This is a genomic window from Microbacterium sp. LRZ72, assembly GCF_033792225.1.
Classification (GTDB): Bacteria; Actinomycetota; Actinomycetes; order Actinomycetales; family Microbacteriaceae; genus Microbacterium.
Map to the genome: position 1 here is coordinate 337,919 of NZ_JANGEX010000001.1, position 26,057 is coordinate 363,975.

Consider the following 26,057-nt stretch of genomic DNA (forward strand, 5'->3'; position numbering starts at 1 on the left):
CGACAGCCGCGCGTCGCCCGGCGAAATCTCGTGCGGTGCCGCGTTGCGGTCCCGCTCATCCACTCGGTCGGCAGCAGGCTCGTGGCTCATGCTGCAGTGGGCGATCATCGCCCGAAGTCTTCAGTCGATGCCGGGCGCGGCGCGGCCGCGCGGAGCATCGCCAGTCATTATCGCACCATACGCGCCTTCGCGTGGGAACACGCGCGATTCGAGCCGGGCCCGAAGGCCGTGCGCAGGCGCCGATGCGATAATCCGGGAATGCCCTCATCGCGCACCCATACCCGTCCGACGGGACTCGCCATCTGGTTGATTCTCGCTGCCATCGTGGGCTGGTCGGCGGCTTTCTCGCTGACGATCGAGCGGTTCGCCCTGCTCGCCGATCCGGGTGCATCGCTCTCGTGCGACTTCAGCATCCTCGTGCAGTGCCGGGCCAACCTGGAGTCGTGGCAGGGCAGCGTCTTCGGGTTCCCCAACCCGCTCGTCGGTCTCGCGGCGTGGGTCGCGCCGCTCGTCGTCGGCACCGCGATCCTCGCCGGCGCCCGTTTCGCGCGCTGGTTCTGGATCGCATTCGCCGCCGGGATGCTGGGCGCCTTCGTGTTCGTCGTCTGGCTCATCACCCAGAGCATCTTCGTCCTCGGCACGCTGTGTCCGTGGTGCATGGTGACCTGGGTCGTCACGATTCCCAGCTTCTACGCCGTGTCGCTGCACGTGCTGCGCTCCGGCATCCTGCCCGCCCCCGCCCCCGTCCGTCGTGCGGCGGGGTCGTTGATGGGCTGGTTGCCGCTGCTGGCCGTCGTCAGCTACGCGATCGTCGCCGTGATCGCCCAGGTGCGGCTCGACGTGCTCGCGAACCTGTTCTGACTCCCGCTAGCCGAACCAGATCTCCAGCTCCTGCGCGGCCGACTCGGGGCTGTCGGAGCCATGCACCAGGTTCTGCTGCACCTTCAGGCCCCAGTCACGTCCCAGATCGCCACGGATGGTCCCCGGCGCTGCCGTGGTCGGCTCGGTCGTTCCCGCGAGCGAGCGGAACCCCTCGATCACGCGGTTCCCCGTGGCACGCACGGCGACGGACGGGCCCGACAGCATGAACTCGATCAGCGGCTCGAAGAACGGCTTGCCGGCGTGCTCGGCGTAGTGCCGCTCCAGAAGCGCACGATCGGGCTGGACGAGCTTCATATCCGCGAGGACGTACCCCTTGCGCTCGATGCGCCCGAGGATCTCGCCGGTCAGCCCGCGCGCGACGCCGTCGGGCTTGATGAGGATCAGGGTCTCTTCGGTGGCCATGTCATTCTCCTTCCGGCGCCGCGTCACGCGCACGCCTTTCGATACGGGGTCCTTGAATCGTGGCGTACGCCCACATGCCCCCGAAGACGAGGGCCACCAGCAGCATCCCCGGTACAAGGAAGGCCGAGAGTGCGACGAGCCCCTGCAGCGCCCATCCGATGACGATACCGGCGCGGGTGTGTGCCACGCCGCCCGTGGCGATCATCACGACGCCCAGGACGGCACCGCCGACGATGCCCCACCAGGGAGCGACGGACTCGGGAAGCACGCGCAGGCCGTAGGCGACGAGGCCGCCGAGGAACACGACGACGGATTCGAAGACGAGCACGATGGCGGCGAGCTGCGCCGTCAGGGAGCGACGCGTGCGCGGCGCGCTCACGCCTGGTCCTTCCATCCCGCGCGCTGCGCCAGCACGATCGCCTCGCCGGCGAGCACGACCGAACCGGTCACGATCACCGCACGCGAATCGGATGCCGCCGCCCAGGCGCGCGCGGATTCCACCGCGTCCTCGAGGTCGCGGTGCACGCTCGCGCGAGCCCCGGTCGCCTCGATCAGATCGGCGAGGTGCTCCGGGTCGTCCGCGCGGTCGGAATCGGGCGACGTCACGAAGATCTCGCTCGCGATGGGGGCGATCTGCTGCACGATGCCGGCGGCGTCCTTGTCGCCCAGGACGCCGAGCACGAGCGCCCATTCGTCGAATGCGAATGCCGAGCCGAGCGCCTCGGCGAGTGCCCGGGCGCCGTGGGGGTTGTGCGCGGCATCCACGAGCACGGTCGGGTGGGTGCCGATCAGCTGCAGGCGCCCCGGGGACGCGACCGCCGCGAGACCTTCGCTGAGCACCTCGCCCGCGATCTTCTGGGTGGCCCCGCCGATGAGCGACTCCACGGCGGCGATCGCGAGGGCGGCGTTGCGTCCCTGGTGCGCCCCGTAGAGCGGCAGGTACTCGTCGGTGTAGGTTCCGGCGAGTCCCCGCACCGAGATGAGCTGACCGCCGATCGCCAGTCGGTCGGAGGCCAGGGCGAACTGCTCGCCTTCGAATGCGATCGTCGCCCCGTGTTCCGCTGCGGCCTTGGCGAGCACCGCCGCGGCATCCGGGTGCTGCGCCGCCGAGACGACCGCGGCACCCTCCTTGATGATGCCCGACTTCACGCCGGCGATCTCGCGAATCGTCGAACCGAGACGATCGGCGTGATCGAGGTCGATCGGCGTGAACACCGCCACGTCGCCGTCCGCGGCATTGGTGGAGTCCCACGATCCCCCCATGCCGACCTCGAGCACGAGGATGTCCACGGGGGCGTCCGCGCAGACGACGAAGGCCAGCACCGTGAGCAGTTCGAAGAAGGTCAGTGCGGCGTCGCCCCGCTCGGCGAGCTCGGCATCGACGATCTCGACGATGGGAGCCACCTCGTCCCACGCATCTGCGATGGCCGCATCCGAGACCGGTTCGCCGTCGAGCAGGATGCGCTCGGTGAACCGCTCCAGGTGCGGACTCGTGAACGTGCCCGTGCTCAGCCCGAACGACCGAAGCAGGCTCTCGATGATGCGACTGGTCGACGTCTTGCCGTTCGTGCCCGTTATATGCACGACGCGGTATGCGCGCTGTGGATCGCCCAGCAGGTCGAGCACGCGGCGGGTGCGATCGACCCGCGGCTGCACCCACTGCTCCCCCTGGCGCTGCAGCAGCGCGTCGTAGACCGCGTCTGCCCGTTGCTGATCGCTGCTCACGACGCCTCCTCCGTTCTCGCCACGGCCACGGTGAACGCACCGCGGTTGGCATACATGCCGGCGGCGAATCCGGCCTCGTGCTCGGATGCCGCGGCACCGGCCAGGTGCGATCGGCTCGATGCTCGCAGGGTGTCGCCGACCGTACCGAGTCGGTACTCGACGGCGAGCGTCTCGCCGGCGACATCCGCGACGTCGAACGCCGCGGCCACGGCATCCGCGTCTTGCTGGTCGTCGAACACGATCCGCAGCTCGATGCGGTCGCTGACGTCGAAGCCCGCCGCCTTGCGCGTGTCCTGTACGGCGCGGATGACATCGCGCGCGATCCCCTCGGCCTCGAGCTCGGCGGAGGTGACCGTGTCGAGCAGCACGAACCCGCCGCCCGGCAGAAGCGCGAGCGCCTCACCCTCGGGCCGACCGGTGGTCTCGAGAACGAGCTCGTACTCCCCCGGCTGCAGCTCGATGCCGCCGGCCGTCACGACACCGTCCTCCTGCGTCCACTCGCCGGACCGGGCGGCTGCGATCACCTGCTGCACCTGCTTGCCGAGCCGCGGTCCTGCGGCGCGGGCGTTGACGCTCAGGCGATGGCTGATGCCGTAGTCGGCGGCCGCTCCCTCACGCAGCTCGACCAGATCGACGCGCTTGACGTTCAGCTCGTCGCGGATGATGCCGTCGAACTGGGCCAGGCCGGCGGCATCCGACACCACGATGGTCAGCGCGGGAAGAGGCAGCCGCACCCGCCTGCCCTCCTTCTTGCGCAGAGCGTTGGCGACGTTCGTGACCTCGCGCACCGTGTCCATCGCGCTGCGGATGTCGGAGGCCGACGGGAACGCGTCGGCGTCGGGCCAGTCCTGCAGGTGCACGCTGCGGCCGCCCGTGAGCCCCTGCCACACCCGCTCGGACACGATCGGGATGAGGGGCGCGGCCACGCGAGCGAGAGTCTCGAGCACCGTGTAGAGCGTGTCGAAGGCCTCGCGGCTGCGCGGGTCGTCGTCGACCCCGCGCCAGAAGCGGTCGCGGGAGCGGCGGATGTACCAGTTCGTCAGCGCCTCGGCGAAGTCGCGCAGCTTGGCCGCTGCCATCGTCGAGTCGAGCGCGTCGAGGTCGCGGGCCACCTCGCGCACGAGGTCGCCCGTGAGCGCGAGGATGTAGCGGTCGAGCACGTCGGTCGAATCGGTGCGCCACGAGGCTTCATAGCCGGACCCGGCGTCGTCGCCGCCGGCGCGAGCGGCGTTCGAATACGTCGCGAAGAAGTACCACGAGTTCCACAGCGGCAGGAGGAACTCGCGCACACCGGCGCGGATGCCCTCCTCGGTGACGACCAGGTTGCCGCCGCGCAGCACGGAACTCGACATCAGGAACCAGCGCATCGCGTCGGATCCGTCGCGGTCGAACACTTCGCTGACGTCGGGGTAGTTCTGCAGCGACTTCGACATCTTCTGGCCGTCGCTGCCGAGCACGATGCCGTGGCACGACACACCGGTGTAGGCGGGCCGATCGAACAGGGCGCCCGAGAGCACGTGCATCACGTAGAACCACCCGCGGGTCTGCCCGATGTACTCGACGATGAAGTCGGCCGGGGCGTGCGTGTCGAACCACTCGCGGTTCTCGAACGGGTAGTGCACCTGCGCGAACGGCATCGAACCCGAGTCGAACCAGACGTCGAGCACGTCCTCGATGCGTCGCATCGTGCTCCGCCCCGTGGGGTCGTCGGGGTTGGGCCGGGTCAGCTCGTCGATGTAGGGACGATGCAGATCGACCTCGCCCGACTCGTTCTGCGGCAGACGCCCGAAGTCGCGCTCGATGTCCGCGAGCGATCCGTACGCATCGACGCGGGGGTGCTCGGGGTCGTCGCTCTTCCAGACCGGGATGGGCGAGCCCCAGTAGCGGTTGCGGCTGATCGACCAGTCCCGTGCGCCCTCGACCCACTTGCCGAACTGGCCGTGCTTGACGTTGTCGGGCACCCACGTGATCTGCTCGTTCAGCTCGACGAGCCGTTCGCGAAAGTCGGTCACCCGCACGAACCAGCTCGACACGGCCTTGTAGATGAGCGGATTGCGGCACCGCCAGCAGTGCGGGTACGCGTGCTCGTAGCTCGCCATGCGCAGGAGTCGGCCGCCCTGGCGCAGCAGCCGGATGAGCGGCGTGTTCGCCTCCATCCACAGCTCGCCGGCGACATCCGTCACGGCCGGGAGGAAACGTCCGCCGTCGTCGAGGCTCAGGATCGTCGGGATGCCGGCCGCCTCGCTCACGCGCTTGTCGTCCTCGCCGTAGGCCGGGGCCTGGTGCACGATCCCGGTGCCGTCGGTCGTCGTGACGTAGTCGTCGACGAGGATGCGCCAGGCGTTCTCGGTGCCGTAGGTCTCGGCATCCGCGTAGTAGTCGAAGAGCCGGTCGTACGAGACGTTCTCGAGCTCCGCGCCTGCGATCGTCGCGTCGACCGCGGCGCGCGCCTCGTCGGCCGAGGCGTAGCCCAGATCCTTCGCATAGCCGGCGAGCAGATCCTCAGCCAGCAGGTAGCGGTGCGCGCTGGCCTCGACGGCGTCATCGGCCGTGCCGTCGGGAGCGTGGTGCACGTCGGCGGCGCCGGCGGGTCCGGCGGGCAGCACGACGTAGCGGATGTCGGGACCCACCGCCAGCGCCATGTTCGTGGGCAGCGTCCACGGCGTCGTCGTCCACGCCAGCGCCCGCACGGCGGTGAGCCCCAGGGCTTCGGCCTTTGCGCCGACGAGGGGGAACGTGACGGTCACGGACGGGTCCTGACGCGTCTTGTAGACGTCGTCGTCCATGCGCAGCTCGTGGGTCGACAGCGGCGTCTCGTCACGCCAGCAGTAGGGCAGCACGCGGTAGCCCTCGTAGGCCAGGCCCTTGTCGTAGAGGGTCTTGAACGCCCAGAGCACGCTCTCCATGTACGACGTGTCGAGCGTCTTGTATCCCCGCTCGAAGTCGACCCAGCGCGCCTGACGGGTGACGTAGTCCTCCCACTCGCGGGTGTAGGCCAGCACCGACTCGCGCGCCTTCGCGTTGAAGGTGTCGACGCCCATCGTCTCGATCTCGGCCTTCTCGGTGATCCCGAGCTGCTTCATGGCCTCGAGCTCGGCGGGCAGGCCGTGGGTATCCCATCCGAACACCCGATCGACCTTCTTGCCGCGCATCGTCTGGAAGCGGGGGAACAGGTCCTTCGCGTAGCCCGTGAGCAGGTGGCCGTAGTGGGGCAGGCCGTTCGCGAACGGCGGGCCGTCGTAGAAGACCCACTCCTCGGCGCCCTCGCGCTGGGCGATGCTCGTGCGGAACGTGTCATCGCGCTCCCAGAAGGCCAGCACGTCGCGCTCGATCTCGGGGAAGCGCGGGGAGGGCGTCACGGATGCCGGGGCTGCGGCATCCGCATCGCTCTCGGCGGCGGGCCCGAAGGCCGAGGGGCGGGGGTAGGTCATGTTCGCTCGCAGATGCTGTCGGTGGTCTCTGGCGGGGACGATCCTCACGGACCGCGGTACCACCCCGCTTGATGCGCACCCGACCGGCGGGGGCATCCCCTCTGCTCTGCGGCTGTGACGGGCCTGCCCCGCTCGGTTCTAGTGAGGGCCGTGGCCCCGTTCTTCCGAAGGCTCCCCGGTGATGGCCGGATCGACGCTGTTGCTTTCGATTCTAGCGGCCCGGTGCGGCTGTGGATGCCGCGGCATCCGCCGCTGCTCGGCCGAGGTCTTCTGCCCGGACGAGGACCGGAGCGTCGGTTCTCGCCCTCACCTCGGCAACGGCCCTCTGCTCAGCCGAGGTGGCCGGACGAGGCCGGCGCGCGGTGGAGTCCCTGGGCAACCGCGCGCATCAGCACGTCCTGCACCTCGTGCCAGCGCTCGATCACCTGCCAGTACCCGATCCGGATCACGTGGTAGCCGCGCAGTCGCAGCTCGGCGTCGTGGGCGATGTCGCGTTCGCGCTGTGCTCCGACGTGGTGGCCGCCGTCGATCTGCAGCACCAGCCGATCGCCGATCAGCAGGTCCACCCGGTGTCCGGCCAGCCAGACCTGGCGCCGCAGCGGCAGGCGCATCCACCGCAGACGCGGCACCACGAAGGTCTCGACCCCGGAATCGGACCAGGGCGAGGCCGATGCGAGCAGTTCTCGCGCAGCGGCGGGCAGCGGCATCCGCTCGAGGGACAACGGGTCGACGAGCTGCTGACGCAGCGCAGACTCCCACACGGCCAGCGCGGCCTCGCGCGGCTGACACCCTGCGACGAGCACGAGCACGTTCTCGAGCGCATCCTCGAGGATGCCGGGAGGTCGTGGCACGATGGGCGCTTTCCAGTGCACCGTCGCCCCAGAGGCATGCACGGCGCCGGAATGAGCGTGCACGGCGACGTGGAGGTGCTCTGCGTCGAGCACCCACAGGCCGCGGCGTTTCGCAGCCGTCACGCACGAGAGCACGACGCCCGCACGCGCTGCGGCCACGAGTTCGCGGTCGGCGTCGGGTGTGGCCACCCAGACCCGACGGAGTCGGACCAACAGGCCGAGCGCCACCGCATCCGTGATCGCCCACTTCGGTGTTCCCGCTTCGATGAGGCGCGCGCTTCGTGCAACGCCGCCCTGCGCCCGCACGACCCCCACCGCTGCTGCCGCCGCCCGTTCACGCGCCTGTGTCATGTAGCGATGCTCGCCCGGATGCATCGGGGATGACGCCGCACGGGGGCGAGTGGTGGACAGCCGGCTCTCCACAGGCCGATGCCGCCCCTGCGTCGCCCCGTGCCGCCGAGGACGTCTCCCCACCTCTGCCCAGCCGAGGAGGTGTGCCGAGCAGAGGGCGTGCCTGCGCAGGTCGACCCTCTGCCGGGCAACGGCCCTCGGCCGAGCAGAGGCGCATGCCCCCGCGCCACCCCGGGGCACACGGCCCACCCGTGCACCCCGCGTAGACTGTCCGGCGGATTCCCACACTCAGGCACGCACACACCGTGCCGTCCATAGCGCGCAAGGAGCACCATGGCCGAGATCCCCGACAAGCCCGTCCTCGAGGGGCTGGAAGCCAAGTGGGACGAGAAGTGGGATGCCGCCGGCACCTACCGATTCGACCGTGCGGCCGCCGCGGCATCCGGTCGCCCCGGCGTCTTCAGCGTCGACACTCCCCCGCCGACGGCAAGCGGCAGCCTGCACATCGGGCACGTCTTCAGCTACACCCACACCGACGTCAAGGTGCGCTTCGAGCGGATGCGCGGCAAGTCGGTGTTCTATCCGATGGGCTGGGACGACAACGGGCTGCCGACCGAGCGGCGCGTGCAGAACTACTACGGCGTGCGCTGCGACCCGTCGCTGCCCCATGACCCGGACTTCACTCCGCCCTTCGAGGGCGACACCAAGAGCACGAAGGCCGCGGACCAGGTGCCGATCAGCCGCCGCAACTTCATCGAGCTGTGTGAGCGCCTCACCGTCGAGGACGAGAAGCACTTCGAGTCGCTCTGGCGCGACCTGGGCCTGAGCGTGGACTGGACGCAGACCTACCGCACGATCTCCGACGAGACGATCCGCACGAGCCAGCTGGCGTTCCTGCGCGGCATCGAGCGTGGCGAGGCCTATCAGGCGCTCGCCCCGACCCTGTGGGACGTCGACTTCCGCTCGGCGATCGCGCAGGCCGAGCTCGAGGACCGCGATCAGCCCGCGGCCTATCACCGCCTGGCCTTCCACAAGAGCGACGGCAGCGGCGACGTGCACATCGAGACCACGCGCCCGGAGCTGCTCGCGGCATGCGTGGCGCTGGTGGCCCATCCCGACGACGAGCGCTACCAGCCGCTGTTCGGCACCACCGTTCGCACACCCCTCTTCGACGTCGAGGTGCCGGTGCTCCCCCATCCGCTCGCGCAGCAGGACAAGGGCTCGGGCATCGCCATGATCTGCACGTTCGGCGATGTGACCGACATCATCTGGTGGCGCGAGCTCGACCTGCCGAACCGCACGATCATCGGGCGCGACGGCCGCGTGCTCGCCGATCCGCCCGAAGCCCTCGCGACGGATGCGGCCCGCACGGCCTACGCGGAGATCGCCGGCAAGACCGTCTTCAGCGCCAAGAAGCGCATGGTCGAGCTGCTCGCGGAATCCGGCGAGCTCGTGGGCGAGCCGAAGCCCTTCACCCACGCGGTCAAGTTCTTCGAGAAGGGCGACCGCCCCCTCGAGATCGTCTCGACACGACAGTGGTACATCCGCAACGGCGCACGGGACGAGCAGCTGCGCGAACGGCTGATCGAACTGGGCAGGCAGATCCAGTGGCACCCCGACTTCATGCGCGTGCGCTACGAGAACTGGGTGAACGGCCTCACGGGCGACTGGCTCGTATCGCGGCAGCGGTTCTTCGGCGTGCCGATCCCGGTCTGGTATGGCCTCGACGACGCGGGCCAGCGCGACTACAGCCGCGTGCTGACGCCGGATGCCGCGAGCCTGCCGATCGACCCCACCGCCGATGCTCCCGCGAGCTACACCGAGGCGCAGCGCGGGCGACCCGGCGGATTCGAGGCCGAGACCGACGTGCTCGACACCTGGGCGACGTCGAGCCTCACCCCGCAGCTGGCGGGCGGATGGCAGCGCGATGACGACCTCTGGCAGCTCGTCGCACCGTTCGACCTGCGTCCCCAGGGCCAGGACATCATCCGCACCTGGCTGTTCTCGACGCTGCTGCGCAGCGCCCTCGAAGATGACCGTGCCCCGTGGACGGATGCCGCCATCTCGGGCTTCATCGTCGACCCCGACCGCAAGAAGATGTCCAAGTCCAAGGGCAATGTCGTCACCCCCGCCGACATCCTCGCAAAGCATGGCTCGGACGCCGTGCGCTACTGGGCGGCATCCAGCAGGCTCGGAACCGACGCCGCCTTCGACCCGCAGAACCCGACGCAGATCAAGATCGGCCGGCGCCTGGCGATCAAGGTGCTCAACGCGGCGAAGTTCGTGCTGACCTTCCCGGTTCCCGACGAAGCCCGGATCACCGAACCGCTCGATGCCTCGATGCTGGCCGCGCTGGATCGCGTGATCGCGCAGGCGACCACCGCCCTCGAGGGCTACGACCATGCGCGCGCACTGGAGGTCACGGAGTCGTTCTTCTGGACCTTCTGCGATGACTACCTCGAGATGGTCAAGGAACGCGCGTACGATCCGGCCGACCCCGGGCAGGCGTCGGCCGCCCTCGCACTGCGGACCGCGCTCTCGACGCTGCTGCGACTGCTGGCGCCTGTGCTCGTGTTCGCCGCCGAAGAGGCGTGGTCGTGGTTCGCCGAAGGCTCGGTGCACGAAGCCGGCTGGCCCCAGTCGTCGGGCGTGCCCGGTGACGCCGCGGTGCTCGAAGCCGCCGGCGAAGCGCTCATCGTGGTCAGACGTGCGAAGACCGAGGCGAAGGTCTCGCAGAAGACGCCCGTCTCACGCCTCGTGCTCGGCGCCCCCGGGCCGGTGCTCACGGCGCTGAAGGCGGCGGAGAACGACCTGCGCGCGGTCGGCCGGGTGCGTAGCATCGAGTTCACGGAGGCGCCCACGACCCAGGTCGTGGTGATCGACCTCGATACGCCTGGGGAGGTTTGACATGCAGATGGGAACGCGATGGACGGCTGGAGCTCAGCCGCCCGCATCGGTGCCCGAAGACTTATGGGGACCGATCGCGCACGTCGAGGCCCTCTCGGTCGGCACGGCAGGGCCCGCGCCGCGCTGGACGCTCACGTGGCTGGAGGGACGCCCCGTGGCCGAACTCGACACGGGCGTCATCGTGACGAAGGACCGCACCGGGGCCGTCGTGGTGCAGCACGACCCGGACGACACCTTCGCCTGAGGGCCCGACCCTGAGGACCCGGCATCCGCTCGCGCTTCTGGGGTGACGCGGCTACGCGCTCTTGCGCTTCTCGCGGAGCACCAGGGTGGGCGGCGCACCGTCGTCGACGGCAGCGCGCGTGACGACCACCTTCGCCACATTCTCGGTCGAGGGAATCTCGAACATGATGGGCCCCAGCACGTCCTCGAGGATGGCTCGAAGCCCGCGAGCACCCGTCTTGCGCCGGACGGCGAGCTCGGCGATCGCCTCGAGCGCCTCCCGCTCGAACTCGAGGTCGACGTCGTCGAGTTCGAACATGCGCTGATACTGCTTGGCGAGGGCGTTGCGCGGCTCGGTGAGAATCTCGACGAGGGCCTCGCGATCGAGGGGCGCAACTGAAGCCACGACCGGCAGACGACCGATGAACTCCGGGATCAGGCCGAACTTGTGCAGGTCCTCGGGCAGCACCTCGCCGAAGAGGTCTGACACGGCATCCTTCTCTTGCAGCGGTGCACCGAACCCCACGCCGTGCTTGCCCACGCGCGACGAGATGATGTCCTCGAGCCCGGCGAAAGCCCCCGCCACGATGAACAGCACGTTCGTCGTGTCGATCTGGATGAACTCCTGATGCGGATGCTTGCGCCCGCCCTGCGGCGGCACCGACGCCACCGTGCCCTCGAGGATCTTCAGGAGGGCCTGCTGCACGCCCTCGCCCGAGACGTCGCGGGTGATGGACGGGTTCTCGGCCTTGCGGGCCACCTTGTCGACCTCGTCGATGTAGATGATGCCGGTCTCGGCCCGCTTCGTGTCGAAATCGGCCGCCTGCAGCAGCTTGAGCAGGATGTTCTCGACGTCTTCGCCGACGTATCCCGCTTCGGTGAGGGCGGTGGCGTCCGCGACCGCGAACGGCACGTTCAGTCGCTTCGCCAGGGTCTGGGCGAGGTAGGTCTTGCCGCAGCCGGTCGGACCGAGCAGCAGGATGTTGCTCTTGGCGACCTCGACCTCTTCGGCGCGCTGCTCTGCCGAGGTGATCTCGCCGTGGGCGCGGACGCGCTTGTAGTGGTTGTAGACCGCGACCGACAGTGCGCGCTTGGCGTCGTTCTGGCCGACGACGTACTCGTCGAGGAAAGCGAAGATCTCGCGCGGCTTCGGCAGATCGAAGTCGGTGACGACGCCCGACTCGGACTCCGCCATCCGCTCTTCGATGATCTCGTTGCACAACTCGACGCATTCGTCGCAGATGTACACGCCGGGACCGGCGATGAGTTGCACGACCTGCTTCTGACTCTTTCCACAGAACGAGCACTTGAACAGGTCGGCGCTCTCTCCGATGCGTGCCATCAGGCTCCTCCTCGTGCGTGCCCGCCTGGACAGATGCTGTGTGTCGAGCCTAATAGGAAGCCCCGACATCCGGTCGCATTGAGACGAGGATGCCGGGGCTTCACTGTCGTTGCCTACTTGGTGATCGCGGCAGGCGTGCGCTTGCGCGTGCTGAGCACCTGGTCGACGAGTCCGTACTCCATCGCCTCGTGCGCGCCCAGGATCTTGTCACGGTCGATGTCCTTGTTGACCTCTGCGACAGTGCGCTTGGAGTGGTCCGAGAGCGTCTGCTCGAGCCAGGTGCGCATGCGCAGGATCTCCTGCGCCTGGATCTCGATGTCGGACGCCTGACCGTGTCCCGCCTCGCCCATGGCGGGCTGGTGGATCAGGATGCGGGCGTTGGGGAGGGCCAGGCGCTTGCCGGGCGCTCCCGCAGCCAGCAGCACGGCGGCCGCCGAGGCCGCCTGGCCGAGCACGACCGTCTGGATCTGCGGCGAGACGTACTGCATCGTGTCGTAGATCGCCGTCATCGCGGTGAAGGAGCCGCCGGGCGAGTTGATGTACATGATGATGTCGCGGTCGGGGTCCTGGCTCTCGAGCACCAGGAGCTGCGCCATCACGTCGTCGGCGGATGCGTCGTCGACCTGGACTCCCAGGAAGATGACGCGGTCCTCGAAGAGCTTGTTGTAGGGGTCCTGTCGCTTGTAGCCGTAGGCCGTGCGCTCCTCGAACTGCGGGAGGATGTAGCGCGATCCCGGCGTCTGCAGGCCCTGGGGGCCCATGCGTCCGCTCGAGGGCTGCTCGAAGGTGGGGGTGTGCATCGCTTGTTCGTCCTTCTCTCTCGCCTCGGGCCTCACGCCGCCGTGCCGCCGCCGCCGGTGACGTCCATGGCGTGCTCGCGGATGTGGTCGACGAAGCCGTACTCGAGCGCCTCGTCGGCCGTGAACCAGCGGTCCCGGTCCCCGTCCTCGTTGATCTGCTCGACGGACTTGCCGGTCTGCTCGGCCGTGATCTCGGCGAGCCGATTCTTCATCGACACGATCAGCTGGGCCTGGGTCTGGATGTCGCTGGCGGTACCACCGAAGCCGCCGTGCGGCTGGTGCAGCAGCACTCGGGCGTTGGGCGTGATGTAGCGCTTGCCCTTGGTGCCGCTGGTCAGCAGCAGCTGGCCCATCGAGGCGGCCATGCCGATGCCGACGGTGACGATGTCGTTCGGGACGAACTGCATCGTGTCGTAGATCGCCATACCGGCGGTGATCGAGCCGCCGGGCGAATTGATGTACAGGTAGATGTCCTTGTGCGAGTCCTCGGCGGCGAGCAGGAGGATCTTCGCGCAGATCTCGTTGGCGTTCTCGTCGCGCACCTCCGAGCCCAGCCAGATGATGCGATCTCTCAGCAGTCTGTCGAAGACACTCGTGGCGACCAGGGGTTCAGCGGCCATTCTCACTCCATTCGATGGTGCGTCGTTATGACCCTACCGGGGCGCCTTCGGCCGGACGGTCGTGTTCGCCCTGGGCAGATCACGGCGGGTTGGGGGCAGACGACGAAGGGGGTGGATGCCGTGGCACCCACCCCCTTCGCCCGTGAACTACTCGGCCGACTCGGCCTTCTTCTTGGCTTCCTTGCGCGTGGCCGGCTTCTCGGCCGGCTCAGCCGGTTCGGCATCCTCGGCGTCTGCGGCGGGGGCGGTCTCGTCCGTGCCCTCGCTGACGTCAGCATCGTCCGTCTCGGCCTCGTCGTCGGCCTGTTCGTCGTCCTCGACGGCGGCGAAAGCCGACAGGTCGACGGTCTTTCCGGCGGTGTCGACGACGGACACCTTGCCGAGGGCGATCGCGAGTGCCTTGTTGCGCGCGACCTCGCCGACCAGGGCCGGCAGCTGGTTGCCCTGCTGCAGCGCCTGCATGAACTCCTGCGGCGCCATGTTGTACTGGGCTGCCGACTGGATGATGTACTGCGACAGCTCCTCTTGCGAGACCTGCACGTCGGACTGCTCGGCGATGGTGTCGAGCAGCACCTGCGTGCGGAACTGCTTCTCGCTGGCCTCCGTGACCTCGGCGCGGTGCTCGTCGTCTTCGAGACGGCCCTCGTTCTCGAGGTGGGCGTGCACCTCGTCCTCGACGACCTTCGGGGGAACGGGGATCTCGATCTGCTCGAGCAGCGTCTCGATGAGCTTGTCGCGGGCTGCGGAGCCCTGGGTGAACAGTGACTGCTCACCCGCGCGCTCGCGCAGGCTGTCGCGCAGCTCTGCGATCGTGTCGAACTCGCTCGCCATCTGCGCGAAGTCGTCGTCGGCCTCGGGAAGCTCCCGCTCCTTCACGGCCTTGACGTTCACGGTGACCTCGGCCTCTTCGCCGGCGTGCTCGCCGCCGACGAGCTTCGAGCGGAACGTCGTCTCCTCCCCCGCGGTCAGGGACTCGATGGCGTCGTCGATGCCTTCGAGCAGTTCGCCCGAGCCGAGCTCGTACGACACGCCGCCGGCACGGTCGATCTCGTTGCCCTCGATGGTGGCGACGAGGTCGAGCTCGACGAAATCACCCGTCTTCGCCGGGCGGTCGACGGTGGCGAGGGTGCCGAAGCGAGCGCGCAGCTCGTCGAGCTCCTTGTCGACCGCGGCCTCGTCGACCTCGACGGCGTCGACCGTGAGAGTGATCTCCGACAGGTCCGGGACGGTGACCTCGGGGCGCACGTCGACCTCGACGTCGACGAGCAGGTCGCCGGTGAAGTCCTTCTCGTTGGGCCACTCGACGATGTCGGCGGCCGGGCGGCCCACCATGCGGATGTTGTGCTCCGTGACGGCCTCGCGGAAGAACCCGTCGAGTCCCTCGTTGACGGCGTGCTCGATGACCGCGCCTCGACCGACGCGCTGGTCGATGATGGGGGCGGGCACCTTGCCCTTGCGGAAGCCGGGCACCTGGACGTCCTTGCCGATGTGCTCGTACGCGTGCGTGATGCTCGGCTTGAGTTCGTCGGGCGTGACCGTGATGCGCAGCTTCACGCGGGTGGGGCTGAGCTGCTCGACGGTGCTGTTCACCATGCTGGTTGTTCTCCTCGTGATGGATCGCACACGCGAAAAGCGCGGCGGGTGCAGGTCTGTGAGAGTGGTGTCCATTCGGGCGCGTGTGTCGGGGCGACAGGATTTGAACCTGCGGCCTCCCGCTCCCAAAGCGGGCGCTCTACCAAGCTGAGCTACGCCCCGGGCGGGACCACGCTGCCGCGCGGACACGAACGGCCCCGAGAAGTCTAGCCGACGTGCGCCGCGGCGCCTCATTCCGGCGTGGCGGGCGCCCCATCCGCGTGCTGTGTCACGCGGTGACGCGGCCTCGGCTCGGCTTCCGGTAGAGTGGCGGATGCTGCGGCACGCCGCGCGCGGGGATGTAGCTCAATGGTAGAGCCTCAGTCTTCCAAACTGATGGTGCGGGTTCGATTCCCGTCATCCCCTCCACTTCGCATTGTTCTTCGATCCGCTCCCCCGACGGAGTCTGACGCTTCCGCCGCCACGTGTGAATGACCCACCAGGTGGGTAGCGGGGAGGTATGACGATCGATTTCGCGCGCGCTTCCCGCGACCGCACCCTGCCGACCGGCCGCATGGCGTCATCCGGTCCGGCCGAGGAGGCCTGGATGACGATCACCGATCCTCGCAACGGGGGTGCCGTCGGCTCGGTCCGGCGGTCAGACGACGCCGAGGTGGCGCGTGCCGTGTCCGCGGCCTCCGCGGCGTTGCCCGCCTGGTCTGCCTCGCCGCCGGCCGACCGAGGGGCGGCGCTGCACGTCATCGCGGACACCCTGCGCCGGCAAGAGCGCGAGCTGGCCGAGATGAACGAGCGCGAGACCGGCAAGCCGTTCGAGCAGGCGCTGGAGGGAGTTCGCGCAGCGATCGCGACCTTCACGCAGTACGCCGAGCTCGGCCCCCTGCACACGGGACGCGCGCTGCGCGGTGCGCCGACCGCGATCGACTACACGGTCGCCGAGCCACGCGGAGTCGTCGCCGTGATCACGCCGTGGAATGATCCGGTCGCGGTGCCCGCCGGCCTGATAGGCGCAGCGCTCGTCACGGGCAACACGGTCGTCCACAAGCCCAGTGAGAGATGCCCCCACGTCGGCCGGATGCTGGCGGATCTCATCGCGGACGCGCTCCCCGCCGGCACGATGGTCACGGTGGACGGCGACGCCGAGACGGGCGCCCGACTGGTCGCCGAGCCCGGCGTGGCGATGATCGCTCACGTGGGCTCGACGCGCGCCGGGGAGCGGATCGCCCGCGCGGCGGCGCTGACCGGTGCGCACGTGATCCGCGAGAACGGCGGCAACGACGCGCTGATCGTCGACGCCGGGGTGGATGTCGCCTGGGCGGCGGAGCAGGCCGCGCTCGGGGCGTTCGCCAACGTCGGGCAGATCTGCACGTCGGTCGAGCGCGTCTTCGTGCATGCCGAGATCGCCGAGTCGTTCCTCGACGCGCTCGTGGCCGAGGCGGACGCACTCACCGGTTCGGCATCGTTCGGGCCACTCGTCGACGAGGTGCTGCGCGAATCGGTGCACGCGCAGGTCTCGGATGCGGTCGAAGCCGGCGCGCGTGCCCTGACGGGAGGAGAGAAGCCCGACGGCCCCGGCGCGTACTACCCCGCCACAGTGCTCTCCGGGTATTCACCGTCCATGGCGGTCATGCGCGAGGAGACGTTCGGGCCCGTCGCCGCCGTGCGCATCGTGCAGAGCTTCGATGAAGCGCTCGAGCTCGCGGCGGACGATCGCTACGGGCTGGCGGCCGCCGTGCTCTCTCGCGACCCCGACCACATCCACGCGGCCATCGCACGCCTCGATGTCGGCACCGTCAAGGTCAACGCGGTCTTCGGTGGGGCGCCGGGCGGTTCCGCGCAGCCACGCGGCGCGAGCGGAACCGGCTTCGGCTACGGGCCTGGCCTGCTCGATGAGATGACCCGGACCAAGGTCGTGCACGTCGAGCCGGGACGATGAGACCCACGCGCCTCCCGGTCCTCCGTGCGGCCGCGAGGTGAAGCGAACCGGCGGATGCTCAGTCCCTCTTTTCTCTCCTGGAGCCCTCCCCTGTGGTTCAGCGCCCTCGCGCTCACCATCGACATGATCATCCGCGTGGTCGCGCTCGGCGTCGTGCCGCACAACCGTCGACCCTCCGCCGCCTGGGGATGGCTGCTGGCGATCTTCTTCGTCCCGATCGTCGGCGTCGTGCTCTACCTCGTGATCGGAAGACTCGCGCTGCCGGAGCCGCGCCGGCGCCGTCAGGCCGCCGTGCCGACCATCGCAGGCGTCGATGATGCCGGGGGCCGCGCGGACTGGTCGGCTCCGTCCGGCGCGGCCGACCATTCGGCGGCGCTGCCGGAGTGGGTGCGTGATGCGGTGCGGCTCAACCGCCGTCTCACCGGGCTGCCGCTGGTCCCGGCATACGCAGCCGAGGTGCTGATCGACTACACCGCCTCGCTCGAGCGCATCACCCGGGCGGTGGAGGGGGCGCGCCGTGCGGTGCACCTGCAGTTCTACATCTTCGCGGCGGACGCGAGCACGGAGCCCCTGATACGCGCCGTCGAGAAGGCCCACGCGCGCGGGGTGGAGGTGAAGGTTCTCATGGACCACATCGGCAGCCTCGGCTTCCCGGGCTACGCGCAGCTCGTGCGCCGGCTCGACCGCGGCGGCATCCCGTGGCATCGCATGCTGCCGGTCCGCCCCTGGCGGGGCGAGTACCAACGTCCCGACATCCGCAATCATCGCAAGATCGCCGTCATCGACGACGAAGTCGCATTCGTCGGCTCCCAGAACCTCATCGACGCGAGCTACAACAAGAAGAAGAACCTGCGCAAACATCTGCAGTGGCGAGACCTCATGCTGCGCGTCGAGGGTCCCGTCGTCGCGCATGTGGATGCCGTCTTCCTCGCCGATTGGTCATCCGAGAGCGGCGACGCCGTTCCACCGGCCCCGCCTGCAGCCCCCGCTCCGATGACTGGGCCAGGGCGCATCCTGTGTCAGGTGCTGCCGAGCGGGGCCGGGGACAATCCCGGCAAGGACGAGGAGGCCAACCTGCGTCTGTTCAGCCAGCTGTTCTACAGCGCGCGGACGCGGATCATCATGACCTCTCCGTACTTTGTGCCCGAGGAGTCCACGCTCGTCGCCCTCACCACGGCCGCGCAGCGGGGGGTCGACGTGCGACTGTACGTGGGCGAGGCCTCGGACCACCCCTTGACGCATCGGGCCCAGCGCTCCTACTACGAGATGCTGCTGCGGGCGGGAGTGACGATCCACCGCCACAGACCGCCGTACATCCTCCATTCCAAGTTCCTGCTCATCGACGAAGACGTCGCCATCATCGCCTCGTCGAACGTCGACATGCGCTCGTTCGCGCTGAACCTCGAGCTCGATCTGATGGTGTGCGATCGGGATTTCGTGCGGCGCATGGACACCGTCGTCGCGGCCTACGAGGACGACAGCTCGACGCTCGGGCTTGACGAATGGATGTCGCGGCCCCTACGGCAGAAGTACATCGACAACGTGTGCCGTCTCACGGCAAGTCTTCAGTAGGGATGCTGCGCGCTGTGCGGATCCGCGTGGCCGGGGCGGATGGCGGACGCTCAGCCCCCTCGCGTCGCGCCGATCTTCTGAGCGAGGTGCGTCAGCGTCATGAGCAGCACACCGCCGAGGACGTTTCCAGATCCCGCGATCGCGATGTTCGACACGATGTCTCCGTAGTCGACGTCGCCCCCGAACCACAGGCCGATCTGCAGGTGGAGGGCGGAGACGACGACGTGGTCGAACGGACCGAGCGCGAGGAAGACCCCGACGATGTAGGCGAGCATCGCGCGCGTCCCCACCGTCCTGGTCGCATTGAGCAGGTACGACAGCAGCGTGATCAGCGTGCCCGCGGCGACACCCCTGGCCAGTGTCGCCCATCCGCTCTTGGCGGCGACGTCCTCCGCAACGCTCACGAGAGCCTCGGGCGCTCCTTCGGGCAGCGCCCCCGGCACGATGAACACCGCCGCCATGACGGCGCCACCGAGCAGATTGAAGATCAGGACGAGCACCCAGAGCTGAAGCAGCGCGAGCCACCGTCTCGCGCGCCGCGCCGAGATCGCCGACGCGACCGGATCGAAGAAGTTCTCCGAGAACAGCTCGGTCCGTCCCACCACCACGAAGACCAAGCCCGTCCCGAACGCCAGCGCCCCGGCGAGCGCCGCCGGGCCCCCGCCGAAGGCGGGTGCAACGTCGGCCTCCGCCATGCCGAGGGCGACGACACCGAAGACGATCGTGATCCCCGCGATGAACCCACTCGACATCTTCTCGAGTGGAGGCATGCCGAGGCGGCGCTCCCCTTCCGACGTCGCTCGCTCGTAGATCTGCACGGGGTCGGGAATTCCAGTCATGCCGACCATCAACCACCCGGGGCGTGCTGGGCGCCAGGGGCTTGCCTTTTCGCAGCAAGCAGGCCTCCCCCCGCCTACGACGCAGTGATGGCGGCGGCGTGACGCGACGTGTGCGCGCGGTAGACCTCGGCATTGCGCTGGATGTCCGCGCGCTCCTCGTCCGTCAGCTCGCGGCGGACCTTCGCGGGCACACCGGCCACCAGCGAACCGTCCGGCACCTCCGTGCCGCCGAGCACCACGGCTCCGCCGGCGACGAGGCATCCCTCGCCGATGACCGCGCCTGAGAGCACGACGCTGCCCATCCCGATGAGCGAGCCGTCGCCGATCCGGCATCCGTGCACGACGGCATTGTGACCGACCGAGACGTTCGCGCCGATGACGACGGGCGACCCGGCATCCACGTGCACCGACACGTTGTCCTGCAGGTTGCTGCCCTCCCCGACGGTGATCGACGCGGAGTCGCCCCGCAGGACCGCGTTGTACCAGACGCTCGCGCCCGGAGAGAGCGTGACGGCTCCCACGATGCGCGCTCCCGGTGCGACGAAGGCGGTCTCATGGATCAGCGGCGCGGCGGAGTCGAGCGCGAGGACGGTGGAATCGGCGGCGATCGTCATGTCCTCGAGACTATTGCGTCAGCGAGCCGTCCCGCCCGAGCGCGACGCGCAGGGCCCGCTCGTATTCCGGCGCGAGGGTGTCCACGAACGTGACCGTCAGGTGGTCGCGATCGCGATACACGTTCGCGCCCCCGACAACCGGGGAGCAGATCTCCTCGTCGCAGTACACCTCGGTGAAATCGAGCAGCGTGACGCCCGGCATCCCCTCCGCGGCCTCCCTGATGGGATCGGATGCCGCCAGCACCTCGTCGCGGTCACCGGCGCATTCCGCGATGGCGCGGATGCGCAGGCACGTGTTCGGGTCGTCCTCCCAGGTGGGGTTGTCGACGACGGTCACGACAGGCACACCGCGGTCGGTCATCGTGCGCCACGCCTCGCGGTAGCCCGCAACCGCGGTCTCGTAGGACGACTCTCCATCCGTCGCGGCGAACGGGGTCGTCGCCAGACCGGCCGTGAGAACGGCGTCGGGCTCCAGCGCTTCGAGTTCGCGCTGCGCGTTCTGCCGCCATTGCTCGCAGGCCGCGCCGAACGTACCGGTGCTCGACAGCGGTGCGGTGCTCCACGGACACGCACCCTTGAACAGCGTGGTCACGCGCCATCCGTTGCGCTGCGCCATCGCGTCGACGCTCGTGAGCAGCTGATAGGCGTGACTGTCGCCGATCAGCACGATGTGGGGCGCGTCCGGGTCGTCCACCCCGAATTCGCACGTCACGGCTCGCGTGTCGTTCAGCTGCACGAAGCACTCCTCGGCGGCGGGTCGGTCCGCCGCGGCGAAGCCGGGCGAGGGCAGCACCACGTCGCCGAACTCCACCCCCGCACAGGCCGGATCGAGCACGCTGGCGGCACCGAAGCACTCCGGCGGGTTCTCGCGTGTCTGCTCGATCGCCTCCACTCCGGCCCGGTACGACGACGCATTGGCCACCCAGCCCCCTCCGGCGACGGACGCCACCAGCAGCATCGCGGCGAGCGAGGCCCACAACGTGACGCGCGGCGGACGTGACGTCAGGGTCTTCCAGGCGCGCACCGGGTCCTCGACGAACCGCTTGGTGAGCCAGGCGAGCACGAAGCAGAGCGCGAGCAGCGCGACGCGGTGATAGATCGTCAGACCCCAGAACGGCACCGATGGCGCGATCACGATCAGGGGCCAGTGCCAGAGGTAGAGGCTGTACGAGATGTCGCCGACGAACTGCGCCGGGCGCACCGACAGCACCCGCGTCGGGTACCACCAGTGTTCTGTGCGCGAGGCGGCGATGACCGCTGCGGCACCCAGTGTGGGAATGAGCGCCATGTAGCCCGGGAACGGGGTCTGACCGTCGAAGGCGAACGCCGCGTACAGCAGCGCGCCGATTCCCCCCCAGCCGAGGACGAAGCTGCCCACCGCGTGGCGCACGCGCAGCATCGGGACGAGGGCGATCAGCGCCCCGACACCGAACTGCCACATCCGGCCGAAGGTGACGAAGTACGCCGGCGCGGGGTCGGTGATCGTGAAGACGATGTTGAAGACGAGGGATGCCGCCGTCACGACGGCGATCGCGAGCACTGCCGCGCGGCGACGATCGCCGGAGAACCAGCGCACACCGGCCCAGGCCGCCGCGAGCAGGATCAGCGGCCACATCAGATAGAACTGCTCCTCGAGCGACAGCGACCAGTAGTGCTGAACGGTCGTGGGTTCACCGGTGAGTGCGAGGTAGTCCGCCGAGCTGAGCGCGAGGTACCAGTTCTCGACGTAGAAGGTGGCCGCCAGTATCTCGCGAATCTCGGCGGGCAGCCCCGAGAGCGGGAACAGCGCGGGGATCGAGACCACGATCGCGCTGAACAGCAGAACCAGGAGCGCCGCCGGAAGCAGGCGGCGGGCGCGTCGCGCCCAGAACTGGGCCAGCCGCACGCCTCCGGTCTGTTGAAGCTCGCGCATCAGGTGCGCGGTGATCAGAAACCCCGAGATGACGAAGAAGACGTCGACGCCGACATACCCGCCCGAGAGGCGCCCGGGCCAGAAGTGGTAGAGCACGACCATCAGCACGGCGATCGCGCGCAGCCCCTGCACGTGCGGGATGAACCGCGCGGGCTCCGCGTGTTCGGGCGAGCGCCCCGGCGGCTGACGCTGCACCGGACGCGCGGGCGCACCCAAGTTCTGGGGACCGAAACGATGATCTGCGGAGGGCACCAGATGACGCTACTCGGTGGAGCGCCGAAGGCCCGTATTTCCGCGCCGTTCCGGGGCGGTAAGCCCAGGCTCAGCTTGCTTGCGGAATGCGTGGGCGTGAGTAGCGTTGGGTTCAGATGAGCCGCGAGACCCGCGGCCGGAGGGAAACATCATGACCAACACGCACACGGTTTCCACGACTGCAGCTGACCCGAACGTCGCGTCGGCGGCCGCACAGTTCCTCTCCCCCGTCGTCTTCGGCCTGCAGGCTCTCAGCGTCAACGGCAAGCAGGCCCACTGGCACGTGCGCGGGGCGAACTTCGTCGGCGTCCACGAGTTCCTCGACGTCGTGGTCGACCACGCGCGGGACTGGGCCGACACCGCCGCGGAGCGCATCGTCGCACTGGGGCTTCCGATCGACGCGCGTCTCACGACGATCGCGAGCAAGGTGGAGGCCACCCAGGTCGCCGCCGGCTTCACGAAGTCCGACGAGATCGTGCGAGCCGTCATCGCGGACATCGACGCGATCCTCGCCGATCTCGACGCGGCGGTCGCAGGTCTGGACGAGATGGACCTGACAAGCCAGGACGTCGCGATCGAGATCAAGCGCGGCCTCGAGAAGGACCGCTGGTTCCTCGTCGCACACGTCGCGGAATAGCCTCGAGACGCCTTAGACCAGGTGGGTGAGGCGTCCGCCCAAGAGCGTCGCCGCCACCTGCATGTCGCGCAGGTGCTGCTCGTCCGCGGCACGCGGATCCGTGGCGCACAGCGCGAAGTCGGCCCGCACGCCGGGTGCCGTGCGATCGGCCCCCGGCGTTCCGCTGCGCGTCGATGCCTGTAGCGCCGTGGCGACGGACACCGTCTCCTCCGGGTGCCACGCCGGTCCTCCGGCGCGCGCCCGGTACACCGCGGCAGCGATCCCGGCCCACGGGTCGAGATCGGCGACGGGCGCGTCGGAGCCGAACAGCACCGTCGCCCCCGCATCGGCCAGCGACCTGAGCGGGTAGGCCAGCGCGGTCTGCGCCGCCCATTCGCGATCGCTGATGTCGCGGTCGTCGAGCGCATGCTCGGGCTGCACGCTGGCCGCAACGCCCACCCGCGCGAAGCGGGGCAGATCCGCATGGGCCACAAGCTGTGCGTGCTCGATCGAGCCCGCGGCACCGGTTCGCGTGAATGCGTCGAGCGCATGCGAGACCGCGACGTCGCCGATCGCGTGGATGGCGCACGTCAGGCCGCCCGCGGTGGCCGCAGCCATGATGCGTTCGACGTCGGCGGGCTCCACGGTCATGGCGCCTCCGCCGCGGGCACCGCCCGCGCTGATGCCGACACCCGTCGCGCCCGTGTAGGGATGGGAGCAGGCCGCGGTGCGGGTGCCGAGGGAGCCGTCGCTGATCACCTTCACCGGACCGACGCGCACCAGATCGGTGTTCGCGCCGCGCAGCGGGGCGCCCGTGCGCAGCCCCGCCTCGATCGCGCGTTCCAGGTCGGCAGGATAGATGCCGAAGTCCACCCGCAGCAGATCGAAGCCGGATGCGGTGCGCCGTTGCCACGACTGCTCGTTCCAGGCCATGTCCAGATCGACCACGCCGACGAGCCCGCGCGCCGCGGCATCCCGCGCAGCCGACGCCACGGATCTGTCGACTCCCGTGGGATCGACGGCGTTGAGGCGGCGGGAGATCGCGAACGCCGGTTCCTCCCGCAGCACCCCGTCGCCGGGGTCGCCGATCCCCTCACGTCGCAGGGCCGCCGAATTGAGCCACACACTGTGCACATCGGCGTTGATGAGGTACGTGGGCACCTCGCCCGTGGCGGCATCGAGCGTGGCGAGATCGGGAGCGTCGTTCCAGAGGGCGTCGCGGTATCCGGTGCCGATGCGGCGGCCGTCGGAGCGCACCGGCACCGACGACATGAGCGCCGCGGCATGCATGGCGCTCTCTGCATGTCGCAACGGCATCCGCTCGGCGACCAGTGCCCATTGCATGACGTGCACGTGATGATCCCAGAGCCCGGGGATGAGCCATCCGCCGGCGGCATCGAGTACCCGGCCTCGTCGCGGCAGCGCACCCGCGGGAGCGATGTCGGCCACGACTCCCCCGCGCAGGTGCACGTCGTGCGGTTCGTCACCGAGTGGCAGCGGAGTGGCCGGCAGCACGACGCGCGCGTCGGCGATGACGTCGACGTCCTCGCCGACGTTCACACCGACCCGCCGGATTCGCTCATGTGACCAGGGTAGGAGCGCGGGTCCGCACAGGTCATCGTTGACAGGACAGGCACCAGTACAGTTTTCGGGCGGCCATCTCTTCGAGCGCGATCTGCGTGCCGCACACGCGGCACGGCAGCCCCGCCCGGTGATAGACCCAATGCCGGTCATCGCGATGGGCCATCGCGCGTCGGTAGTCGTCCGGTGCAAGGTCGTCCATCGTCATCATCTGGCCGGTCTCGACGCCGATCGAGAGCAGACGCACCCAGTCACGCCACAGACCCCGCACGACATCCTCCGGGATGTCTCGGCCCGGCGTATGCGGATCCAGGCGCGACCGATAGAGCAGCTCCGCGCGGTAGACGTTCCCGATGCCGCTCACGACGCTCTGATCCATCAGCAGCAGCCCGATGGGCGTGCGCTTGCGCCGCACGACCGAGACGAAGGCCTGCTCCCCCTCGTCGAAATCATCCACGAGCGGGTCCGGCCCGAGCTTCTCGACGGTCTGCATCATCTCGCCGGGCGTCTGAAGCTCGCAGGCGGTCGGCCCGCGCAGATCTGCGCACGTCACGGCCGTGAGCAGGCGCAGCCGCACCTGCCCGACCACGGGCGGGGGCCATTCGTCGAGATCGTCGTCCAGACCCGTCGTCTGCTCCGACATGCGCACATGCCCGCGTGCCCGCCGCGGGGCGCCGATCGACGCCAGGGAGTTCTCGCCCGCCTGGTCGAAGACAGCCGCACCCGAGACCGGCCCGGCCAGATCCGTGCCGCGCTGGTTGGTGTGGCCCATGCGGCCGTTGGCCGACGCGATGGTCGGATCGACGAGGATCTCGCCGGCGAAGTCCCATGCGCCGTACATACCCAGATGCACGCGCAGCCAGAGGTCACCGAATGCGAGGAACATCTGCTTGCCCACCGCGCGCACGTCGGTGACCTCGCGGCCGTCGATCACCGCGGCGCCCTCGACGAAGCGTCCCTGCGGGCTCGAGGCCAAGACGGTCCGGCCGACGAAGTTGCGCGCGAACTGCCGGGCTATCCGGTGTACGGAATGGCCCTCGGGCATCAGCCCGCCTCGGGGTCGAGCCGATCGGCCGACTCGCCGCCCCGAGGGGCGAGGTCTTGCGCGGCGCCACGGGGGTCCGGCTCCAGCGAGCCGTCGATCTCGAAGGCGGCGATCTGCGCGATGCGTCGCACGTGCCGCTCTTCGCCCGAGAACGGCGTGCGGATGAACCTGTCGATGAATGCGGCGACCTCGTCGAACGCATGCTGGCGTGCGCCGATCGCGATCACGTTGGCGTCGTTGTGCTCGCGTGCCAGTTCGGCGGTCGCGGCGTTCCAGACCAGCGCCGCCCGCACGCCCCGCACCTTGTTCGCGGCGATCTGCTCGCCGTTGCCCGAGCCGCCGAACACCACCCCGAGGGCCTCGACGCCCGCGGCTTGATCGCGGACGACGGCCTGGCCCGCGCGGATGCAGAACGACGGGTAGTCATCGACCGGGTCGTAGTCGACCGGGCCGTGATCGACGACGTCGTGGCCCTGATCGGAGAGGTGGTGCTGCAGGCGGGTCGAGAACTCGAGGCCGGCATGGTCGGTCGCGATGTGGATGCGCATGCCAGTCATTTTACGGATG

The 26,057-nt window shown here is 69.3% G+C and carries 21 protein-coding genes and 2 tRNA genes; 7 read left to right on the plus strand and 16 right to left on the minus strand.

Features of this window, described 5'->3' with window-relative positions; genetic code table 11:
• The first annotated feature begins 258 nt into the window (after positions 1 to 258).
• Complete coding sequence (locus tag M4I32_RS01625; protein WP_319032739.1) at positions 259 to 861, plus strand: vitamin K epoxide reductase family protein; 603 nt, start codon at positions 259 to 261, stop codon at positions 859 to 861.
• Positions 862 to 867: 6 nt separating this feature from the next.
• On the opposite strand, the gene ndk is transcribed toward M4I32_RS01625, so the two are convergent.
• From ndk to M4I32_RS01650, 5 genes are all read right to left on the minus strand, one after another.
• On the minus strand, positions 868 to 1,284 hold the full coding sequence (gene ndk / locus M4I32_RS01630; RefSeq protein WP_319032740.1) for a nucleoside-diphosphate kinase: 417 nt from the start codon (positions 1,282 to 1,284) through the stop codon (positions 868 to 870).
• Position 1,285: 1 nt separating this feature from the next.
• On the minus strand, positions 1,286 to 1,663 hold the full coding sequence (locus M4I32_RS01635; protein ID WP_319032741.1) for a DUF4233 domain-containing protein: 378 nt from the start codon (positions 1,661 to 1,663) through the stop codon (positions 1,286 to 1,288).
• On the minus strand, positions 1,660 to 3,009 hold the full coding sequence (locus M4I32_RS01640; RefSeq protein ID WP_319032742.1) for a folylpolyglutamate synthase/dihydrofolate synthase family protein: 1,350 nt from the start codon (positions 3,007 to 3,009) through the stop codon (positions 1,660 to 1,662). Before M4I32_RS01640 ends, M4I32_RS01635 begins: the two co-directional genes overlap by 4 nt.
• Complete coding sequence (ileS, locus tag M4I32_RS01645; protein ID WP_319032743.1) at positions 3,006 to 6,440, minus strand: isoleucine--tRNA ligase; 3,435 nt, start codon at positions 6,438 to 6,440, stop codon at positions 3,006 to 3,008. Before ileS ends, M4I32_RS01640 begins: the two co-directional genes overlap by 4 nt.
• A 329-nt stretch (positions 6,441 to 6,769) precedes the next feature.
• Positions 6,770 to 7,642 (minus strand): endonuclease domain-containing protein, encoded by an 873-nt coding sequence (locus M4I32_RS01650; protein ID WP_319032744.1) that lies wholly within the window; start codon positions 7,640 to 7,642, stop codon positions 6,770 to 6,772.
• Positions 7,643 to 7,975: 333 nt separating this feature from the next.
• Here M4I32_RS01650 and valS point away from each other — a divergent pair, with 333 nt between their 5' ends.
• Together valS and M4I32_RS01660 are read left to right on the plus strand one after the other, a co-directional pair.
• A complete protein-coding gene (gene valS / locus M4I32_RS01655) occupies positions 7,976 to 10,549 on the plus strand; it encodes a valine--tRNA ligase (protein ID WP_319032745.1) in 2,574 nt (857 codons plus the stop codon).
• A gap of 1 nt (position 10,550) precedes the next feature.
• Complete coding sequence (locus tag M4I32_RS01660) at positions 10,551 to 10,793, plus strand: hypothetical protein (protein ID WP_319032746.1); 243 nt, start codon at positions 10,551 to 10,553, stop codon at positions 10,791 to 10,793.
• 51 nt (positions 10,794 to 10,844) lie between these two features.
• Here M4I32_RS01660 and clpX read toward each other — a convergent pair whose 3' ends face one another.
• From clpX to M4I32_RS01685, 5 genes are all read right to left on the minus strand, one after another.
• Complete coding sequence (clpX, locus tag M4I32_RS01665; RefSeq protein WP_319032747.1) at positions 10,845 to 12,113, minus strand: ATP-dependent Clp protease ATP-binding subunit ClpX; 1,269 nt, start codon at positions 12,111 to 12,113, stop codon at positions 10,845 to 10,847.
• 113 nt (positions 12,114 to 12,226) lie between these two features.
• Positions 12,227 to 12,913, minus strand: coding sequence for an ATP-dependent Clp protease proteolytic subunit (locus M4I32_RS01670; RefSeq protein WP_413466763.1), 687 nt, complete (start codon positions 12,911 to 12,913; stop codon positions 12,227 to 12,229).
• Positions 12,914 to 12,945: 32 nt separating this feature from the next.
• Positions 12,946 to 13,533, minus strand: coding sequence for an ATP-dependent Clp protease proteolytic subunit (locus tag M4I32_RS01675; RefSeq protein WP_319032748.1), 588 nt, complete (start codon positions 13,531 to 13,533; stop codon positions 12,946 to 12,948).
• Between the two features lie 147 nt (positions 13,534 to 13,680).
• Positions 13,681 to 15,126: a trigger factor gene (gene tig, locus M4I32_RS01680; protein ID WP_319032749.1), complete on the minus strand. Its 1,446-nt coding sequence runs from the start codon at positions 15,124 to 15,126 to the stop codon at positions 13,681 to 13,683.
• Positions 15,127 to 15,214: 88 nt separating this feature from the next.
• Positions 15,215 to 15,288, minus strand: a tRNA-Pro gene (locus M4I32_RS01685).
• Positions 15,289 to 15,460: 172 nt separating this feature from the next.
• Here M4I32_RS01685 and M4I32_RS01690 point away from each other — a divergent pair.
• From M4I32_RS01690 to cls, 3 genes are all read left to right on the plus strand, one after another.
• A tRNA-Gly gene (locus M4I32_RS01690) sits at positions 15,461 to 15,534 on the plus strand.
• 91 nt (positions 15,535 to 15,625) lie between these two features.
• Entirely contained in the window at positions 15,626 to 17,059 is a 1,434-nt protein-coding gene (locus tag M4I32_RS01695; protein WP_319032750.1) for an aldehyde dehydrogenase family protein, read from the plus strand.
• Positions 17,060 to 17,113: 54 nt separating this feature from the next.
• Entirely contained in the window at positions 17,114 to 18,631 is a 1,518-nt protein-coding gene (cls, locus tag M4I32_RS01700; RefSeq protein WP_319032751.1) for a cardiolipin synthase, read from the plus strand.
• 50 nt (positions 18,632 to 18,681) lie between these two features.
• Here cls and M4I32_RS01705 read toward each other — a convergent pair whose 3' ends face one another.
• The 3 genes from M4I32_RS01705 to M4I32_RS01715 all read right to left on the minus strand — a co-directional run bounded on the left by M4I32_RS01705 (position 18,682) and on the right by M4I32_RS01715 (position 22,248).
• Positions 18,682 to 19,470: a formate/nitrite transporter family protein gene (locus M4I32_RS01705; RefSeq protein ID WP_319032752.1), complete on the minus strand. Its 789-nt coding sequence runs from the start codon at positions 19,468 to 19,470 to the stop codon at positions 18,682 to 18,684.
• Positions 19,471 to 19,544: 74 nt separating this feature from the next.
• Positions 19,545 to 20,084 (minus strand): gamma carbonic anhydrase family protein, encoded by a 540-nt coding sequence (locus tag M4I32_RS01710; protein WP_319032753.1) that lies wholly within the window; start codon positions 20,082 to 20,084, stop codon positions 19,545 to 19,547.
• 10 nt (positions 20,085 to 20,094) lie between these two features.
• Entirely contained in the window at positions 20,095 to 22,248 is a 2,154-nt protein-coding gene (locus tag M4I32_RS01715) for an acyltransferase family protein (RefSeq protein ID WP_319032754.1), read from the minus strand.
• A gap of 151 nt (positions 22,249 to 22,399) precedes the next feature.
• Between M4I32_RS01715 and M4I32_RS01720 the strand changes: the two genes are divergently transcribed.
• Positions 22,400 to 22,885: a DNA starvation/stationary phase protection protein gene (locus tag M4I32_RS01720; protein ID WP_319032755.1), complete on the plus strand. Its 486-nt coding sequence runs from the start codon at positions 22,400 to 22,402 to the stop codon at positions 22,883 to 22,885.
• Positions 22,886 to 22,897: 12 nt separating this feature from the next.
• Here M4I32_RS01720 and M4I32_RS01725 read toward each other — a convergent pair whose 3' ends face one another.
• The 3 genes from M4I32_RS01725 to M4I32_RS01735 are packed head-to-tail and all read right to left on the minus strand — an operon-like array spanning position 22,898 to position 26,038.
• The gene (locus tag M4I32_RS01725) at positions 22,898 to 24,424 is read right to left on the minus strand and encodes an amidohydrolase (protein WP_319032756.1); all 1,527 of its coding nucleotides are present in this window, start codon (positions 24,422 to 24,424) and stop codon (positions 22,898 to 22,900) included.
• A gap of 55 nt (positions 24,425 to 24,479) precedes the next feature.
• Complete coding sequence (locus tag M4I32_RS01730) at positions 24,480 to 25,490, minus strand: Fpg/Nei family DNA glycosylase (RefSeq protein WP_319032757.1); 1,011 nt, start codon at positions 25,488 to 25,490, stop codon at positions 24,480 to 24,482.
• Positions 25,490 to 26,038 carry a ribose-5-phosphate isomerase gene (locus M4I32_RS01735; RefSeq protein WP_319032758.1) on the minus strand — a complete coding sequence of 183 codons (549 nt, stop codon included), beginning with the start codon at positions 26,036 to 26,038 and terminating at the stop codon, positions 25,490 to 25,492. Before M4I32_RS01735 ends, M4I32_RS01730 begins: the two co-directional genes overlap by 1 nt.
• Between the last annotated feature and the right edge of the window lie 19 nt (positions 26,039 to 26,057).